An 18,377-nucleotide genomic window follows, 5' to 3' on the forward strand; every position below is an offset into this window, starting at 1 on the left:
ATATTCCTTTCAGTATTTATTATATGGTTGTCAGGTTTTAATCTGATCAAAGCCTTCTCCATAGACCCCTCGCACAATACTTTGTGAAATAAAGGCTTGGTTATCTATTTCTTTTATTAAGCGGAAAATAGTTACTGATTCTGATTTTTTGGCTAATAGTACTACTACTTTGGTTGGTTTCTGGGAATATCCCCCTTCTCCGTGCAGCAGTGTACAACCTCTTCCCAGGTCTATAAGGATCCGTTCTTTTATTTCATCATACTTTTGAGTAAAAATAAGGAATTGTACAGATTGGCGGTTCGCATTAATAATACGATCAAGTACATAGTTATTGACTCCCATTTCTACAAAACCAAAGACAATTTTGTCTATGTCATGGAAAAGAATGTAAGAAGAACTGATAATGAAAAAATCAAAAAGCAATAAACCCGTACCAATAGATATGTTTTTATATTTATTGATAATAGCTGCAATAATATCTGTACCACCAGTACTTCCGTTGGCTGAAAATATCAGTCCCAATCCTGTTCCACATATACCTCCTCCAATAAGAATAGCCATAAACGGTTCACCTTTAACAATAGGAATACCGGCCAGTAACCACTCAAAAAACGAAAGAGAAAGGGATAATGAAATAACACCGAAAACGGTTTTAATCATAAACTTAAAACCTAAAACCTTGAAAGCAAAGCCTAATAGAACGATGTTAATTAGAAAGTAAGAAACAGAAACCGGAATACCGGTAGCAAAAAATATCAATGCACCTATACCACTTACGCCTCCGGTTATTATTTCGTTGGAAAGAATGAATCCATTGAAACCAAACCCATAAAGTATGGTTCCAATGAAAATCATTAAATAATCTTGTATGTAATAAAAAGCTCTTCTGATCTGTTTTTGCATTTAAATAACGATGTTTACAATCTTTTGTGGTACAACAATAATCTTTTTAGGAGTTTTGCCATCCAACCATTTAGCTGCGTTTTCATCTGTTAGAGCAGCTTTTTCAACATCTTCGCGAGGCATTTCTGCCGGCAATTCTATACTAAAGCGTGTTTTACCGTTAAATGAAACGGCATACGTTACCATATCTTCTTTCAGATATTCTTCATTATATATAGGCCATTGAGCATTTACGATTGTTTCTGTATTGCCTAATACATGCCATAATTCCTCTGTGAGGTGTGGAGCAAAAGGTGATAAAACAATCAGTAATGACTCCAATATATCCCGCTTATTGCATTTAAGAGATGTCAGATCATTAACACAAATCATAAAGGCACTTACAGAGGTATTGAAAGAGAAATGTTCAATATCAAAAGATACCTTTTTAATCAGCTTGTGAAGTGCTTTTAATTCGTTAGCAGAAGCTGCATCATTTGTAACCTGTAAAATCTCTGTATTGCCATAGAACAGTGCCAATAGCTTTCTCAGGAAGCGATGTACACCGTCTATTCCGTTGGTATCCCAAGGTTTGGACTGCTCCAATGGTCCAAGGAACATCTCATACAAGCGCAAGGTATCAGCTCCAAATTTATCAACGATAACATCCGGATTCACTACATTATACATAGACTTGGACATCTTTTCAACAGCCCATCCGCAGATATATTTTCCATCTTCCAGGATAAACTCAGCTGTTTTATATTCCGGATTCCAATTGCGGAAAGCCTCTGTATCCAGTATATCATTGCTCACGATGTTTACATCTACGTGTAAAGGAGTTACCTCGTATTGATCCTTCAGATTCAATGATACAAAGGTATTTGTTCCGTTAATTCTGTACACAAAATTGGAACGTCCCTGTATCATCCCCTGATTGATCAGTTTTTGAAAAGGTTCCTGATCTTTAATGACTCCTAAATCGTAAAGGAACTTATTCCAGAAACGACTGTAAATCAAGTGTCCGGTAGCATGTTCTGTTCCTCCCAGATAAAGGTCTACATTACGCCAATAAGCATTTACTTTTGCATCTACCAGTCCTTTATTATTATGAGGATCTTCATACCGTAAGTAATAGGCAGATGATCCGGCAAATCCCGGCATGGTATTCAATTCCAGCGGGAAGATAGTTTTATTGTCTATTTTAGATGTTTCAACTACCTCGCCTTTCACGCTATCCCATGCCCATTTATCGGCTCTTCCCAAGGGAGGTTCTCCTGTTTTGGTAGGTAGGAACTTATCTACATCCGGCAACTGAAGCGGCAGTTTATCCATCGGAATAGGTTGAGGTAGTCCGTTGGCATCATAATAGATAGGGAATGGTTCACCCCAATAACGCTGACGGCTGAAAGTTGCATCACGCAAACGATAATTAGTTTTTATTTTACCTAATCCCTTTTCTTCTATGTAAACTTTTGTTTTGGCAATGGCTTCTGCTACTTCCAGACCATTTAATACCAATCCTCCGGTTATTTCTTTTCCTTTTTGCGGAGAGTTCATCATGATGCCTTCTTTGGCATCAAAACTTTCTTCCGAAATGTCACAACCTTCTATCAATGGGATGATAGGCAGATTAAAATGTTTGGCAAAAGCATAGTCGCGGCTATCGTGTCCTGGTACAGCCATAATAGCTCCCGTACCATAACCCGCCAATACATAATCACTGATCCAAACAGGAATAGCTTCCTGAGTCAATGGATTAATGGCATACGAACCTGAGAAAACACCGGTTACTTTCTTATCGGAAATACGTTCCCGCTCTGTTTTCTTTTTAGTTGTTTCCAGGTATTTATTTACTTCTTCGCGTTGTTCACTGGTAGTTAATGCATCTACCAATTCACTTTCAGGTGCCAGGACCATAAAAGTAACTCCGAAAATCGTATCGGCACGGGTAGTAAATATGGTAAATTCTACAGGCGAATCTTTAACTTTAAAGATCATTTCTGCCCCTTCGCTGCGGCCTATCCAGTTGCGTTGTGTTTCTTTTAAGGAGTCTGTCCAGTCGATGGTGTTTAATCCGTCTAACAGGCGTTGAGCATAAGCGGATACACGTAAGCACCATTGGCGCATCATCTTTTGTTCTACAGGATAACCTCCACGTTCGGAAAGGCCGTTGATTACTTCGTCATTAGCCAATACCGTACCCAGGGCAGGACACCAGTTCACCATTGTATCACCCAGGTAAGCAATCCGGTAGTTCATTAATATTTGCTGTTTTTCAACTTCGCTTTTAGCGTTCCACTCATCGGCAGTAAAGGTATATTCTTCGCTGCAAGCTACGTTCATGGGTGCCGCTCCTACTTGCTCAAAAGCTTGGATAAGTTCTTCAATCGGACGGGCCTGTTGTTCGTCATAGCAATAATAGCTGTTGAACATTTTAATGAATGCCCATTGAGTCCAATGATAATATTCCGGATCGCAAGTGCGTATTTCACGGTTCCAGTCGAATGAAAAACCTATTTTATCCAACTGTTCACGATATCGTTCTATGTTTTTGTTTGTAGTAACATAGGGATGCTGACCTGTCTGGATAGCATATTGCTCGGCAGGTAATCCATAGGCATCATAGCCCATAGGGTGTAATACGTTAAAGCCGCACAACCTTTTATAACGGGAATAAATATCAGAAGCGATGTAACCGAGTGGATGTCCTACGTGTAGTCCGGCTCCCGAAGGATAGGGAAACATATCCAACACATAGTATTTAGGCTTACTTTCATCTTCTGATACTTTGTAAACCTTGTGGGCATTCCAGTACTCCTGCCACTTCTTCTCGATCTCTCTGAAATTGTATTCCATTGTTAACTGTATCTAAAATTTATTTGTTATCCGTTTAAGGCCACAAAGTTAGTGATTTTAAATGAAGTAAATACCAAAGCAGGCAGTTGTTTTTCCGGATAGTGGGATATGTTTAGTTAAAATGATACTATTTTTTTACATATTAACGTGCGTTTTATATTATATTTATCTCATAATAATGAAAAAAAAAGAATTATTTATTATTTAGAATTATTTTAACGTAATATTTTTTTGATACTTGTTATTATTTTGTTTATTTGCACGTACTTGATTCATGAAAACAAGGAATTAAATTTTTGCCGTTATTAATTAAAGGTATTATTTGCCATTATAGAAAAAGTTAGTTAAGGTTTTTTATATAGACTAACTTTTGTAACTGCTTTTTAGATTGAGGAATGTATTTTATGAATGTGAACTTTCGGAATTCAATGATGCATGTTGATGAAAATTTTGATTTTAAAAAAACATTTTCCCTATTACATGAACCTGCTTTTGTAAAGAAGTTATTTGGCAAGAATTATGCAAAATCCCTATCTATATTTGAAAAATTAAATAACCTCGTAGCAAAGCATGCTTCGTATGAATATACTACAAAAAACGGAGTATTGTGTTTGCTGGGGGATACCTTTGCAGAATCGAAGAAAGCAGAACAGGCCTTAGATTGCTATCCATTGGCTTATGAATGGCGAAACTTTTTTAAACAGGAAATCGGAGACTTTAGAATTTTACTTCAGCTTGAATTTATTCTATCGGCTACCCGGGATAAAGGGAAGAACTTTGGTATCTACGAATTTATGAATCGTGAGTTTACAGCAGATATAGTTAAATTTTATGGATTCGACTTGTTAGAATTAAAAAATAACCTGAAATCTCTTTCCTATTATGATACTGTTTATGAAATTATCCATTTACTTTCGAAAACTTATTGGGATACGAAATATGCTAATTATGTAGCTAAAAATATATTGATTTCTTTCCTTTCTTTTATAGGTAGAAATAGTATAAAAAAAGAGTACATTTATGACTCTTATGGAACTAAAGAATCACGTACTGTTTTTATCTATCAGCATATAGGTCTGGATTACTGGATGTCGATATATAACGGGCGGATTTCTGATAAAGAATTTGCTGATTTCTTTCGGATTTTTTATCAGTATTATATAAAATCCGACTTTTTTGCAATAAAATCGCCACTTTACTTTTATAAGGGATATGTATCTGTTTTTGATTTCGGCAAAGCCTATGTCATGGGATTGATTCCTGAATCGGAAATGATAGAGGAGTTGACAGTACGCTCTAATGCACAGGAGTATATGAGCCTGGCTTCTGCCTTTTTGTTTGATAAACTGACAGATACACAACAACAGAAACTGGATGTCTTTAAACGAACAGATTTTTCTGCTTTTAAAGAGCTGATACAGCGTGTAATCGATCATATACTGGATGTTGAACTGAAACAGCCGGATAGCTTAACGGATGTATCACCGGTTGCTATGAAACTGGAGCATATAGAAGGGGTAGCTGCTTTTGTTTCACTTCTGAAAGCCTTTAAAAAGGAGTCATTTGCCAAACCGAATTATTACTTCAAATCAGTTCATACGAAAAATGAAGTATTAAGCGAGTTACTTCGCAGGTGTTATCCTTTCAAAATAGATAATGCAGCATCCTTATCGACTCAGTTAAAGGGTGTTCGTATATCTGATAAGCAATTAGCTGGAGCTGCTATGTATGCTCCTCAATGGGCAGAGATTGTAGAAGATTATACGGGCTGGAAAGGCTTGACAAATGCCATTCATTTTTTTCATGCCCATCTCGACGAATATAGCGAAAACTGGCAAAAAGCAATCATTGCCCGGTGTACACCCGTTGATCAGGAATACCTTCTGCAAGGCGCTTTCGATCTGAACTGGTTCCGTGAGATTTACAAAGAACTTGGTATGAAAAGGATGGAACTTCTTTGCAAAGCATCCGACTCTATCACTACTGAAAACGGACATGAAAAGATATGCAAATATGCCAGTGCCATTAATGGCAAACTAAAAGCAAAGGATATCCGGAAAGAGCTTGAACGAAAGAGAAATAAAGAACTGTTAATGCTTTATTGCCTTATCCCGCTGAACAAACGCTCTAAGACTGATTTGCTGGAGCGCTACCGCTATCTGAAGCAGTTTTCGGCAGAGAGTAAAGGATACAGCTCCCAACGTCAGGAAAGCGAGAAAAAAGCCGTGGAAACCGGTATACAGAATTTAGCTATAAATGCAGGCTATAACGATGTAAGCCGTTTGATGTGGCACATGGAATCGGAGCTGATAAGCGAAATACAGCCTTATCTTACCCCCAAAGAATATGAAGGAGTAGATATCTACATCCGGATTACAGATGAAGGACACTTTGAACTGAGTTATGTAAAGGGAGACAGGCCTTTAAGCAGTATTCCTGCCCGTTTGCGGAAGCATGCCTATATGGAAGAGTTGAGAGCTGTACTGAAGAACCTGAAAAACCTATCTTCCAGATTTTTAGGAATGCTTGAACAGTTTATGAGGGATGGTATTTCTTTCTATTGGAGCGAGCTTGTGTCATTTATGCAGAACCCTGTTCTCTCTCCCTTATTGAAAAACCTGGTTTATATAACTGAAGACGGGATAACAGGATTTTACTCGGCAGGAGCTTTGTTATTACCTGGTAAGGAATCCGCCTTCCCAGAGCCGAACAGCCGGGTTCATATAGCGCATCCTGTAGAATTATTGAAATCTAACAGTTTACATCTTTGTAGGGAATATATGTCTGCCAAAGAGATTACACAACCTTTCAAACAGCTATTCCGCGAAGTATATAACAACAAGCATACCGGTAACAACCATCTTCGCATGGACGATCTGTCTGATTTATCGAACAATAGCCGTTGGTTACCGAACCATACCGAAGGTTTGCAGCGAATATATTTCGAGTTTAATATAGTAGCTACTGTTTCGGATACGATTGAATTCCGCGACAGAACATCCTATTTACCCATTCCTATACATGAAGTACCTGATATTGTCTTCTCAGAAGTAATACGCGATATCGACTTTGCCATAAACGGCACTTACACCGCTAGCCTGTCAACCACCTACAAAGAAATCGTAAGCTACCCCGTAGCGTGAAAAACTTTTTGATGTTAATAAACCTTATACACTTACATAATTTCCCAAAATAACGATTTTATCTAACCTTACTTTCAATAAAAATGGTTGTAAAAATAAAATACTAAGCACATATTAATAATAAAACAATCATATTTAACGAATATTTAGTTAAATCAAGGATTTTCTCCAAATTCATCCAAGTCATTTAACTAAATTATCAAGGTCATTTCAAAATGTCATCTAGATGATTTACTAAAATGACCTTGATGAATTTTTTATACATTTCTGCCAATCTCAAAAATATTGGCAGGAATATATAATACGAAAGGTTTGTTAACTAAAAACATACCTAAAATGACTACCTATTTTGAAATATCAAAAAGACATATATTTAATGATGAATGTAGAATTATGAATGGAAAATATTAAAAGAATCGTTCTATATGCTCCGTCTTTCTTTTTTAAGCTACAAAACGATAAATCTAAAGTATCAAATTCAGCGCTTTTTTGCAACTCTCCCCTACTCTGTCTCGAAATATGACGTGTCAGAGAGGGGTAAATTAACAATTTGATAAAATGACACAATAAAGAGCTATTTTCTCTGGCTTGCTTCGCTAGACCCACGGCAAACTAAGGGTTACCAATATTTAAGCCTCGCAGCTTTTTTTGTGAGCAAGTTTTATTATTTCTGTTATCTTTGTGTCTCAATTGAAAAATAAGAAAAACTGTGGCAAAGCATATCGTTGAGACACCGCTGATGAAGCAATACTTCGACATTAAAGCGAAGCATCCTGATGCGATTCTTTTATTCCGGGTGGGTGACTTTTATGAGATGTATGGCGAAGATGCTGTCATAGGAGCTGATATCCTCGGGATTACGCTGACGAAGCGGGCTAACGGAGTTGCTCAGCACGTGGAAATGGCGGGTTTCCCCCATCATGCGCTGGATACGTATTTGCCTAAGTTGGTACGGGCCGGAAAACGGGTGGCTATCTGCGACCAGTTAGAGGATCCGAAGATGACCAAGAAACTGGTGAAACGAGGGATAACCGAGTTGGTAACACCGGGCGTTTCCATCAACGATACAGTCCTGAACCACAAAGAGAATAACTTTCTGGCTTCTGTTCATTTCGAGAAGGATCATTGCGGGATTGCCTTTCTGGATATCTCTACCGGAGAGTTCCTTACAGCCGAAGGGACAGTTGACTATATCGATAAGTTGCTGAACAACTTTTCACCCAAAGAAATACTGATAGAACGGAAGAACAGGAAACGCTTTGAGGAGTGTTTCGGTTCGCGTTACTTCACCTTTGAACTAGAGGACTGGGTATTTACTGCCGACTCCGCCAACGATCGCTTGTTGAAGCATTTCGAGACGAAGAGTCTGAAGGGCTTTGGTGTACATCACCTGAAGCAGGGGATTATCGCTGCCGGAGCTATTCTGCACTACTTAGACATTACCCAACATCACCAGATATCGCATATTACCTCCCTTTCGCGCATTGAAGAAGATCGCTATGTGCGGCTCGATAAGTTCACCGTTCGTAGCCTCGAATTGATTGGCACGATGAATGAAGGGGGTACCAGTTTGTTGCATGTCATCGACAAGACTATCTCGCCAATGGGCTCGCGTATGCTCCGTCGTTGGTTGCTTTTTCCGCTGAAAGATGTGAAGCCTATTCAGGAGCGGCAAGACGTGGTAGACTACTTCTTTCGCCATCCCGAGACCAAAGAATCCCTTGAGACCAACTTAGGACAAATTGGTGATCTGGAACGTATTATTTCAAAGGTAGCCGTGGGTCGTGTTTCGCCTCGCGAGGTGGTTCAGTTGCGGATTGCTTTGTCTGCTATAGAGCCGATAAAGGAGATTTGCGAGAACAGCAACGAGCCCAGTTTGTGCCGGATTGGCGAGCAGTTAAATACCTGCGCCATTATCCGCGACAGGATAGCGAAAGAAATTGTTCCCGATCCCCCTGCCCTACTAAATAAGGGCAATGTAATCGCTAAAGGAGTAAGTGCCGAGCTGGACGAGCTACGCGCCATTGCGTATTCCGGAAAAGATTACCTGTTGCAAGTGCAGCAGCGGGAGATAGAAAAGACAGGCATTTCCAGCCTTAAGATAGCTTTCAATAACGTATTCGGCTACTATATTGAAGTGCGGAATACGCATAAAGATAAGGTGCCGCCCGAGTGGATACGCAAGCAAACCCTCGTGAATGCAGAGCGCTACATCACCGAAGAACTGAAGGAATACGAAGAGAAGATACTGGGTGCCGAAGAGAAGATACAGGGCATGGAATCACGCCTGTTTAATGAACTGGTGTTATGCCTGATGGAGTATATCTCTCCTATACAAACCAATGCCAACCTGATTGCGCGTATCGACTGCCTGCTCTCCTTTGCCAAGGTAGCGGCAGCGAATAAATACATACGTCCGCTGGTAGACGAGTCGGATGTGCTGGATATTAAGGCCGGACGACATCCGGTGATTGAAAAACAGCTTCCTCCGGGTGAGCCTTTTATTGCCAATGATGTGTATCTGGATAGCAATAAGCAGCAGATCATTGTCATTACCGGTCCGAACATGGCGGGTAAGTCGGCTCTGCTACGGCAGACGGCCTTGATTACCCTGATGGCTCAGACAGGTTGTTTCGTACCTGCCGAACAGGCACATATCGGCTTGGTAGATAAGGTATTTACCCGTGTTGGAGCCTCAGATAATATTTCCGTTGGCGAATCTACTTTCATGGTGGAAATGAACGAAGCCTCGGATATCCTGAACAACCTTTCTTCGCGTAGTCTGATACTCTTTGACGAATTAGGGCGGGGTACCAGCACCTACGATGGTATCTCTATTGCCTGGGCGATTGTAGAGTACATACACGAACACTCGGTGATGCGTCCTAAAACGCTCTTTGCCACTCATTACCATGAGTTGAATGAGATGGAACGTTCCTTCAAACGCATCAAGAACTACAATGTATCGGTAAAGGAGGTAAACAATAAGGTAGTGTTTCTTCGTAAGCTCGTTCCGGGAGGCAGTGAGCATAGCTTTGGTATTCACGTGGCCAAGATGGCCGGGATGCCTAAAAGCATCGTAAAACGCGCCAATGAGATCTTAAAACAGCTGGAATCGGACAATAGGCAAGGAGGAGGAATAGCTGCCAAACCGGTAAAAGAAATAGCCTCAGGAGGCGAAGGCTTCCAGCTAAACTTTTTCCAGCTGGACGACCCGGTACTCAGCCAGGTGCGTGACGAAATAAAAAACATGGACGTAAATAACCTTACGCCCATCGAAGCTCTTAATAAGCTAAGTGAAATCAAGAAGATTATTCAAGGGAAATAAGCAAAACGCAGAACGGGAAGTTACACACCCTCTACCCCCTCTCAAGAGGGGAAAAACCGTACTGCGTACTGCGTGTTCCGTTCTGCTTCTTTATTTCTCCATTTCTTTCGTTATCTCCTGGATGTCTTGCAGAGTGAAGTTGCCGAGGAGTTGGATAACGGTGAAGCTGCTGTCGGTGTCGGCCAGCATGAAGAGGTCTTTTACTTTGTCGCCTTTCATAGTGGCGTAGAAGGTAGCACGGGTTTTACCGTCTTTTACGCGCATGAGTTCCTGGTGCTGACTGTTTACGAGCTGTTTGAACTCTTTTTTCATTTGTGGTATCTGGTCTGTTCTTTCTGTAGAAACAAGTTGCAGAGACTCTATCTTTCCTTTCATGTTCATCAGGTTGAGGCCTACGTTTTCTATGGTGGGCATCATCTGAAACATAGCTTTTGAGATGTATACAGAGGTTACATTGTCCATGTCGGCATATTTGTCGAACAGTTTGTCTTGTGCAAAGCCTAGTGTTGCACAGAAAAGGCATACGGCTGTAATTATATATTTCGTCTTCATATCGCTGATTATTCTTTAAAGTGTTTGTCTAATATCTGGTTTACTTTCTCCATTTCCTGTCCGGCGTTTTCTACCTGGTCGAGTCCTTTATTGAGCTGGGTAGACATGAAGGCCAGCACTTTCTCGGCTGCAATGGCAGCTTCCGCAGGATCGGTATAAGTATCTGCCATCCGGGCTTGATTGGCTTGCAAATCCGTACCAATAAAGATACCAATGGTAAGCAGGATGACGGCTGCTGCACTTGTAGCCCAATAGGTGAGGCGATGGCGTTTCTGCTTTTTCTCATTTTCGGCCAACTTGTCAATATGCTGTTCCAAGCGTTCTGCCAAGCCTTCCGGTACGGGGATATTCAAGGCCTCGTCAATCATACTGTCAAATTCTTTATCATCCATAACTAGCTAGTTTAAAATATTGTTCCCGGATTATTTTCCGTGCCCGGGAGAGCAACACGCGTACATTTACGGCACTTAGGCCTGTTATCTCTTCTATCTCTTCCAGCGAGCAGTCTTTGATCCCTTTGAGGCGTATTACCTGCCGCTGGTTTTCGGGAAGCTTGTCTATCAGTTGTTGAATCAGCCTGATTTCGTCTTGTTCGATGGCTTCTGTTTCCGGTGAAGCTCCGGTAGCCATCGATAGGCTCTCTACTATTTCTTCGCTTTGCCTGCTGCGTGGCGAACGTAGGAAATCGTAGCATAAATTCTTTACAAGTGTTACACAGAAAGCTTCCGTATTCCTTATTTCACTGATCTCTTTCCGTTTGCTCCAGAGTTTGCAGTAAGCATCCTGTAGGATATCTTCGGCGTCCTGGCTGTTACCTGTCAACGCATAGGCTATCCGGTAAAGCCGGGGGTGAAGCGGGAGATACAGTTGTTTGAAGCTTTCGGCATCCATCAGCTATGCTCGTTTACCAGCTTTTCAATGTCCGATTTCTTGATCTTTCCTTTAATACGTACCATGGCTGCATCGCTTCCCGAGGTAAGCACCACAAGTTCGCGGATCATATCATCTTTGATAAGCAACATAACCTTTGTGCGTTTCCCATCTTCGTTTGCATTAATCATCGTTTCGTAGGACGAGTCTTTCAGGTTCCTGATGGCATTGGTAAATTGCTCTTTTACCTCGTTTCCGCATTCGCCGAAAGAAAGGATTTCTATCCCGTCAACCCCCATTGTATCAGTAAATATCCCGGCCAGCTTCAGGGTCATTTTGCCGATATTTACCTTGTCTGTTCCTGCATGCTTTGAGAAGTCGCTGAATAGTTGGCTTACACTCATCTGCCCATATCCTAACTGGCATACAAGGGCAAGCATCGCTATAACTAATAATTTCTTTTTCATCCTGATTATTCTTATTTGTTACTATTCAAAATAAAGACGGGCAAGCCGGAATAGTTGTTACAAAAATAGAAGAAAAAAATAGGACGTTAGCTGTTTTTATTTGCTAACGTCCTATTTAAAATGGCTCGTGTCTTATTTTTATTTGCTCGTTAGTTCAATCGGTAGCTTACGAAGGCAAATTTTTTGCTGTCGGGTGCCCATGAATTTACGTTGATTGTTCCTTGTCCGCCAAATAGTTGGGTGAGGACTTTGGGCTCGCCTCCTTTGGCAGGCATTAATAGCAGTTCTACGTTTTTGTTAGCCGGATGATCACCGGGTTGTACGTCGCCTTTTTTGTAGGCAATGTAAACCACCAATTCTCCATTGGGAGATACGTGTGGAAACCAGGCGTTGCGTGTTTCGTCGAAGGTCATTTGCGTTTGCTCGCTGCCATCGGTTTTCATGCGCCAGGCCTGCATTAATCCGCTTCGTACGGAATTAAACCAGATATACTTACCGCAGGGTGAATATTCGGCTCCATCGTCCAGTCCTTCGGCTGTTGTAAGGCGTACTTCCTCTCCTCCTTCGGCCGGGATGACATAGATGTCGTAATTGCCGTTACGGTCGGCACAATATGCCAGTTCTTTGCCGTCGGGGCTCCATCCGTGCAGATAACTGGGTGCCAGAGGAGTTATAAGCCGGGGCGTTCCCCCTTCAAAAGGGAGGGTATAGATGCGCGAACGTCCGTCTTCCTTGGTGCCGTGGCTGATAGCAATCTGCTTGCCGTCTGCCGAGATAACATGGTCGTTGTTGCAACGGGTAGCGTATCCGGTATTTATTTCCTGAGGCTCAGCCGCTGTGGTAGGGGAGAGCTTGTAGAGTTTACCTCCGCTGTTGTAGACAAGCCATTGCCCGTCGGGTGTCCAGTTAGGGGCTTCTATCAGGTAAGGAAACTCTTTTACAACGGTTCGTTTGCCTGTTGTAATATCCATTACCTCCAAGGTACTCGTTACTTTGCTGTTCTGTGCCTGCAGGCAGCTCAGAGCGCTTAGCAGGCAGATAGCGGTTAATACATAGTGTTTCATTAGCGTAGTTCGTCTATTTTAGAGAAATCCTGATCTCCGTAGTCGAGGTTCTCACCTCCCATACCCCATATAAAGGTGTAGTTAGATGTCGCTGCCGCCGAGTGGATAGACCATTCGGGAGAGAGCACAGCCTGATTACCTTTCATCCAGATATGACGTGTTTCGTCCGGCTCGCCCATAAAGTGGCAAACGGCCTGTTCTTCGGGCACTTCAAAGTAGAAGTAAGCCTCCATGCGGCGGCTGTGTACATGCGCAGGCATGGTGTTCCATACGCTACCCGGAGCCAGTTCTGTCATACCCATTTGCAGTTGGCAGGTAGGCAATACCTGGTTTACAATCATTTTATTGATATTGCGATGGTTGGAAGTCTCCAATGCTCCCATTTCAGCTACAACGGCATCTGCTTTCGTTACCTTTTTGTCTGGATAATTGCGATGTGCCGTGAGCGAATTGAAATAAAAGAGGGTAGGCTTGGAAGGGTCTTTGCTTTCAAAGTACAATTCACGGTCTCCCGAACCCAGGTAAAGCGCTTCTTTATAGTTCAGTTCAAAGGAGGTATCGCCGATATGTACCACTCCTGTACCGCCTCCTACATTGTAAATTCCGATTTCGCGGTTACGCAGAAATACAGGCTGTTTCAGTGGGTCGATAGCTTCCAGCTGAAGTTTCTCACCGGCAGGCATGGCTCCTCCAACAATCATGCGGTCGTACATAGAATACACCATATTCACTTCATTAGCGGCAAATAGTTTTTCGATCAGGAAATCGCGACGGATTCTCTTGGTATCGTACTGTTTTGCATCTTCAGGGTGCGCTGCATAGCGCAATTCATAATTTGTTTTCATTCCTTTTATTGTTTTACCCCCCAGCCCCCTGAAGGGGGAAGAAGGGTGTTATTTTAAGCCCCCCCTTTAGGGGGTTGGGGGGTTGATTATTAATTACCGATTGCTTTATCGGCGCCAACATCTATGCCTTTCCAAGCTTTCAGGTTTGTCCATTCAGTGAAGGGAGCAGACCAGAAAGGGTGGGAGAGAGGCAGTCCTAAGGGCAGCAGGGCAGACGCGCAAAGATACACGCTTCCTGTGTTGATATAGCTTTCCGACATCCCAATCTGATCACCGGCAAAGCCTACTTTCAACCAGCCGTTGGCATCAAAGTTGGCAGGCGATTTCAATTGGTTGCGCATAACAGCTGTTAGGGCACAACGTACCTGCGCGGGCTCTACTTTCGGGGGCAGTATATCCATCAGACACACCTGGCTTAGTGCATGAAATATACCGAAACGATACACGATAGAACGTCCTACTACCGGAAAGGTTCCCTCGGGAGAGATCATGCGTTCGAGCTGTTCTGCGTAACGGGTATGGCGCACGAGCTGGGTATCCAGGAAGTCAGCCCCTTCCAGCTTATGCTTTTTCAAGACTATCAAGACGTCCGTCAGCATCGGGTGGATAACGAAACTGTTGTAATAATCGGCATGGAAGGCAAGACCGTCTCCATAAATAGCGTCTCCTTTATACCATTCGTTGCGGAATTTAGTAACTCCGTATGTCATTCTTTCCATGTCACATTCGCCCGTAAATTCCAGCAAAGCAGCCTCTACGATGGAAGCAAAGAGCAGCCAGTTGCTTTCCCAAGGCTTGATGACGCGGCTTCTTTTCAGTTCCGTAATCATCCGGGCTTTGCTTTCCTCGTCCAGGTTTCCCCACAGTTGGGTAGGGGCGCGAAGCAGTCCTTGTGCCAGGAAAGCGGCATCTACTAAGGGTTGATACGGTTCACCGAATGTCAGATAGTCGGGAGCGTCCGGATTTACGACGTTTTTCAGCCCGTTTACGGCCAGATCGATGTATTTGGCGCGTAATTGCCCCTCTGCAGATTCATCGGGGCCTAATTCAAGCCAGGGAGCGATTCCGCAGAGTAGCCTCCCAACGGCTTCCAGATAGGAAACCTTTTTGCGGAAAGGATCATCGGAAAGCGATTCGAAAGGCATATTTTGCTTTAAGGTATTATTGCTGAGGTTTGTCAGTACAGGGTCTGCGAGCCTGACTAATGTTTCCACCCAGAATGCCCTATCTTCTTCACCTGTTGGCGGAAGGACTTCTTTTTCTACCTTAGCTGTACAAGAAGCAAGAAGTATGCATACGAATAAAAAAACTTTTTTCATATCACTCCTTGATAAGTTTCTTTAGTCGCAACAGGGCTTCTACGTAGTAATAATCAGCATAGGATAGGGGTACGTCTACTTCCGAGTTGCCCGGTAAATGTCCAGTGCAATGCATGATGGAGAAATAACGGTTGCTTCCTGCTTCGGCAAGGTACTCCGGTGTGCTTAGTGAGCGGATTTGTTGCTCTGCCAAAGCCAGCCATTCTTTGCCTAAGGGGGTGGTATCCAGTTGGCTCAACTCAATAAGTGCGGAAGCCATAATGGCAGCAGCGGAAGCATCGCGAGGTACATTTGGTATTTTCGGATCATCGAAATCCCAATAAGGTATTTTATCTTCCGGCAAATTGGGGTGATTCATTATAAAATCAGCAATATGGCGTGCCAGTTCCAGGTATTTGATATTGCCTGTTTCACGTGCCATTACGGTATATCCGTACAGTGCCCAAGCCTGTCCTCTTGCCCAAGCCGACTCGTCTGCAAATCCCTGATGGGTTTGTTTGATATGCGGTTCGCCGGAAATCGTATCATACGAAACTACATGATAACTGCTAAAGTCGGGACGGAAATGATGTTCTTTTGTTTTCATGGCATGGGAATCTGCCATTTCGCTGAATTGCTTATCGCCTGTTTCTTTGGCTATCCAGGAAAAGAATTCCAGGTTCATCATGTTATCAATGATAACGGGATACTGCCATTTGTCTTTGTTGAAATCCCAAGAACGAATCGCGCAAACAGTCGGATTGTAACGTGTCGCCAATGAATGGGCGCCTGTAATCATGACTTCCTTGTAGTGCGGGTTTTGAGTGATTCGGTATCCGTTTCCAAAACTACAGAACAGCATAAAACCCAGGTCGTGTGTGTTGGTTAGATTCTTGGCTGGTTCTACGCGATCGGTATAGAGCTGAGCATATTTCTTTAGCTCGGGATTCTGCGTATATTCATACAAATACCAGAGTTCACCTGGGAAGAAACCACTGCACCACCAACCGTAATCACTTGTTTCAAGGTTACCATCTTTACCAATAGTCTTAGGGAATTTGCCTTCTTGGTTTTCAAGTTCTTTTGCCATTAGTAAGGCCTGTTCGGTTGAGCGGTTTAAGCCTCGTTCAATGACTGACGATAAAGGTTCCTGATTGTTACAACCAGCAAATAGTATGCAAATTGCAGAGAATAAAAGAGTATTTTTCTTCATGGAAAATAAATTTGTGTGTTTTCGCAAACATACGCATTATTTTTCATTCAGAATTATACATTAAACCGGAAATGCATGATGTCGCCGTCTTGTACGATGTATTCTTTGCCTTCTACGCTCATTTTTCCCGCTTCTTTTACAGCCGATTCGGAGCCGTATTGGATATAGTCTTCATACTTGATTACTTCGGCGCGGATGAAGCCTTTCTCAAAATCGGTGTGGATTACGCCTGCGCATTGAGGAGCTTTGCTGCCTTTCAGGTATGTCCAGGCACGTACTTCCTGCACGCCGGCAGTTAGGAATGTTTCGAGGTTCAATAGTTTGTAGGCCGATTTGATCAGGCGGTTTACTCCTGATTCTTCCAGGCCTATCTCGGCAAGAAACATCTGGCGTTCTTCGTAGGTTTCAAATTCGGCAATCTCACTTTCTATCTTGGCTGCTACGATTAAGATCTCAGCATCTTCTTCTTTTACTGCTTCACGTACGGCTTCTACATATTTGTTTCCTGAAACAGCACTTGATTCGTCTACATTGCAGATGTACATAACCGGTTTGCTGGTCAGCAGGAATAATTCGCGTGCAATCTTTTGCTCGTCTTTGGTCTCGAAAGAGACAGTACGGGCGCTTTTGCCTTGCTCCAATGCTTCTTTGAAGCGGATAAGTACTTCGTATATTAGTTTGGCTTGCTTATCACCGCCAGTTTGTGCCTGCTTTTGCACTTTGGCTATGCGAGCATCAATGGTTTCCAGGTCTTTGATCTGTAGTTCTGTATCGATGATTTCTTTGTCGCGAACTGGGTTTACTGCTCCGTCTACGTGTGTGATATTGTCGTCGTCAAAGCAACGTAATACATGGAGTATGGCATCTGTTTCACGTATGTTGGCCAGGAACTTATTACCCAATCCTTCCCCTTTGCTGGCTCCTTTTACCAGGCCTGCAATGTCAACAATCTCAACGGTAGTAGGAACTATCCTTTGCGGATGTATGAATTCCGACAGCTTGTTCAGCCGTTCGTCCGGAACAGTTATTACGCCTACGTTAGGTTCGATTGTGCAGAACGGAAAGTTTGCCGATTGTGCCTTTGCATTAGAAAGACAATTAAACAGAGTAGATTTGCCCACATTGGGAAGACCAACAATACCACATTGTAATGCCATGAAAAATGAATTTTAAATGAGGCTGCAAAGATAGTGTTTTTTGCCTGATAATTAATAAATTTTTACTATCTTGTGACGCGTTAAAACTAAAATACTATGATTATGGAAGTAAAGCAAGTAAAAGCGGTAGTAGCCGACCCTACCCCATTAGGCCTGTTTGGTTTGGCAATTATAACATTAGTAGCATCTTCTCAGAAATTAGGTTGGACAGATGGATTATCATTTCTTTTGCCTTGGGCGTTCTTTCTGGGCGGTATGGCTCAGTTAATCGCTTCTATCTTCGATTTTAAACACAATAATCTGTTTGGCGCGACTGCTTTCAGCGCGTATGGATTGTTCTGGATCGGGATGGGAATGAGTTGGTTGATAAAACTGGGATGCTTTGGAGAGACTTTATTCTCGGCGGCAGACGGACGACAACTCGGCTTTGTGTTTCTGGGATATATGTTTCTGACAATCGTATTGGCTATATCTGGACTTAAAATGTCGAAAGCTATGTTTGTGCTCTTGTGTTTGATTGTATTACTATTCTTAGGATTAGCCTTTGATTCGTTTGGTTTCGGAGCAATGTGGCATGCGGTGGCTGCCTGGTCTGAACTGGCTATTTCATTACTCACATTCTATGTCCTTGCCGCCAAATATTTAAGTATATTTTTCGGCAAAGAACTATTGAATGTAGGTAAACCAATTATTAAATGA

At 42.4% G+C, this 18,377-nt stretch carries 14 protein-coding genes; 3 read left to right on the plus strand and 11 right to left on the minus strand.

Annotated elements, in window-relative coordinates:
* Positions 1 to 30: 30 nt before the first annotated feature.
* A complete protein-coding gene (locus M2470_RS14480) occupies positions 31 to 903 on the minus strand; it encodes a YitT family protein (protein WP_280745720.1) in 873 nt (290 codons plus the stop codon).
* A complete protein-coding gene (gene leuS, locus M2470_RS14485; RefSeq protein WP_280745721.1) occupies positions 904 to 3,741 on the minus strand; it encodes a leucine--tRNA ligase in 2,838 nt (945 codons plus the stop codon).
* 404 nt (positions 3,742 to 4,145) lie between these two features.
* On the opposite strand from leuS, the gene M2470_RS14490 reads away from it, so the two are divergent.
* Together M2470_RS14490 and mutS are read left to right on the plus strand one after the other, a co-directional pair.
* Positions 4,146 to 6,884 (plus strand): DUF4132 domain-containing protein, encoded by a 2,739-nt coding sequence (locus M2470_RS14490; RefSeq protein WP_280745722.1) that lies wholly within the window; start codon positions 4,146 to 4,148, stop codon positions 6,882 to 6,884.
* Positions 6,885 to 7,593: 709 nt separating this feature from the next.
* The gene (gene mutS, locus M2470_RS14495) at positions 7,594 to 10,212 is read left to right on the plus strand and encodes a DNA mismatch repair protein MutS (protein WP_280745723.1); all 2,619 of its coding nucleotides are present in this window, start codon (positions 7,594 to 7,596) and stop codon (positions 10,210 to 10,212) included.
* A gap of 90 nt (positions 10,213 to 10,302) precedes the next feature.
* On the opposite strand, the gene M2470_RS14500 is transcribed toward mutS, so the two are convergent.
* The 9 genes from M2470_RS14500 to ychF form a co-directional block, all read right to left on the minus strand.
* A complete protein-coding gene (locus tag M2470_RS14500) occupies positions 10,303 to 10,764 on the minus strand; it encodes a DUF4252 domain-containing protein (RefSeq protein ID WP_280745724.1) in 462 nt (153 codons plus the stop codon).
* An 8-nt stretch (positions 10,765 to 10,772) separates the two neighbouring features.
* On the minus strand, positions 10,773 to 11,156 hold the full coding sequence (locus M2470_RS14505; protein ID WP_280745725.1) for a DUF3379 family protein: 384 nt from the start codon (positions 11,154 to 11,156) through the stop codon (positions 10,773 to 10,775).
* Positions 11,149 to 11,655 carry an RNA polymerase sigma factor gene (locus tag M2470_RS14510; RefSeq protein WP_280745726.1) on the minus strand — a complete coding sequence of 169 codons (507 nt, stop codon included), beginning with the start codon at positions 11,653 to 11,655 and terminating at the stop codon, positions 11,149 to 11,151. Before M2470_RS14510 ends, M2470_RS14505 begins: the two co-directional genes overlap by 8 nt.
* Complete coding sequence (locus M2470_RS14515) at positions 11,655 to 12,101, minus strand: DUF4252 domain-containing protein (protein ID WP_280745727.1); 447 nt, start codon at positions 12,099 to 12,101, stop codon at positions 11,655 to 11,657. Before M2470_RS14515 ends, M2470_RS14510 begins: the two co-directional genes overlap by 1 nt.
* Before the next feature lie 149 nt (positions 12,102 to 12,250).
* Positions 12,251 to 13,165: a transporter gene (locus tag M2470_RS14520; RefSeq protein ID WP_280745728.1), complete on the minus strand. Its 915-nt coding sequence runs from the start codon at positions 13,163 to 13,165 to the stop codon at positions 12,251 to 12,253.
* A complete protein-coding gene (gene kduI, locus M2470_RS14525) occupies positions 13,165 to 14,010 on the minus strand; it encodes a 5-dehydro-4-deoxy-D-glucuronate isomerase (RefSeq protein ID WP_280745729.1) in 846 nt (281 codons plus the stop codon). Before kduI ends, M2470_RS14520 begins: the two co-directional genes overlap by 1 nt.
* Before the next feature lie 89 nt (positions 14,011 to 14,099).
* Positions 14,100 to 15,329: a DUF2264 domain-containing protein gene (locus tag M2470_RS14530; RefSeq protein ID WP_280745730.1), complete on the minus strand. Its 1,230-nt coding sequence runs from the start codon at positions 15,327 to 15,329 to the stop codon at positions 14,100 to 14,102.
* Between the two features lies 1 nt (position 15,330).
* Positions 15,331 to 16,521, minus strand: a complete 1,191-nt coding sequence (locus M2470_RS14535; RefSeq protein ID WP_280745731.1) for a glycoside hydrolase family 88 protein — start codon at positions 16,519 to 16,521, stop codon at positions 15,331 to 15,333.
* A gap of 53 nt (positions 16,522 to 16,574) precedes the next feature.
* Positions 16,575 to 17,678, minus strand: a complete 1,104-nt coding sequence (ychF, locus tag M2470_RS14540) for a redox-regulated ATPase YchF (RefSeq protein ID WP_280745732.1) — start codon at positions 17,676 to 17,678, stop codon at positions 16,575 to 16,577.
* 102 nt (positions 17,679 to 17,780) lie between these two features.
* Here ychF and M2470_RS14545 point away from each other — a divergent pair, with 102 nt between their 5' ends.
* Complete coding sequence (locus tag M2470_RS14545) at positions 17,781 to 18,377, plus strand: acetate uptake transporter (protein WP_280745733.1); 597 nt, start codon at positions 17,781 to 17,783, stop codon at positions 18,375 to 18,377.

It is taken from the genome of Parabacteroides sp. PH5-46 (assembly GCF_029892785.1).
Taxonomy (GTDB): domain Bacteria; phylum Bacteroidota; class Bacteroidia; order Bacteroidales; family Tannerellaceae; genus DFXE01.

Excerpts from the sequence above, each read along its gene's own strand:
- M2470_RS14505 (WP_280745725.1), bottom strand. The coding sequence starts at position 11,156 with ATGGATGATAAAGAATTTGACAGTATGATTGACGAGGCCTTGAATATC.
- M2470_RS14545 (WP_280745733.1), top strand. The coding sequence starts at position 17,781 with ATGGAAGTAAAGCAAGTAAAAGCGGTAGTAGCCGACCCTACCCCATTA.
- M2470_RS14530 (WP_280745730.1), bottom strand. The coding sequence starts at position 15,329 with ATGAAAAAAGTTTTTTTATTCGTATGCATACTTCTTGCTTCTTGTACA.
- M2470_RS14510 (WP_280745726.1), bottom strand. The coding sequence starts at position 11,655 with ATGGATGCCGAAAGCTTCAAACAACTGTATCTCCCGCTTCACCCCCGG.
- ychF (WP_280745732.1), bottom strand. The coding sequence starts at position 17,678 with ATGGCATTACAATGTGGTATTGTTGGTCTTCCCAATGTGGGCAAATCT.
- leuS (WP_280745721.1), bottom strand. The coding sequence starts at position 3,741 with ATGGAATACAATTTCAGAGAGATCGAGAAGAAGTGGCAGGAGTACTGG.
- M2470_RS14480 (WP_280745720.1), bottom strand. The coding sequence starts at position 903 with ATGCAAAAACAGATCAGAAGAGCTTTTTATTACATACAAGATTATTTA.
- kduI (WP_280745729.1), bottom strand. The coding sequence starts at position 14,010 with ATGAAAACAAATTATGAATTGCGCTATGCAGCGCACCCTGAAGATGCA.
- M2470_RS14535 (WP_280745731.1), bottom strand. The coding sequence starts at position 16,521 with ATGAAGAAAAATACTCTTTTATTCTCTGCAATTTGCATACTATTTGCT.
- M2470_RS14490 (WP_280745722.1), top strand. The coding sequence starts at position 4,146 with ATGAATGTGAACTTTCGGAATTCAATGATGCATGTTGATGAAAATTTT.
- M2470_RS14515 (WP_280745727.1), bottom strand. The coding sequence starts at position 12,101 with ATGAAAAAGAAATTATTAGTTATAGCGATGCTTGCCCTTGTATGCCAG.
- M2470_RS14520 (WP_280745728.1), bottom strand. The coding sequence starts at position 13,165 with ATGAAACACTATGTATTAACCGCTATCTGCCTGCTAAGCGCTCTGAGC.
- M2470_RS14500 (WP_280745724.1), bottom strand. The coding sequence starts at position 10,764 with ATGAAGACGAAATATATAATTACAGCCGTATGCCTTTTCTGTGCAACA.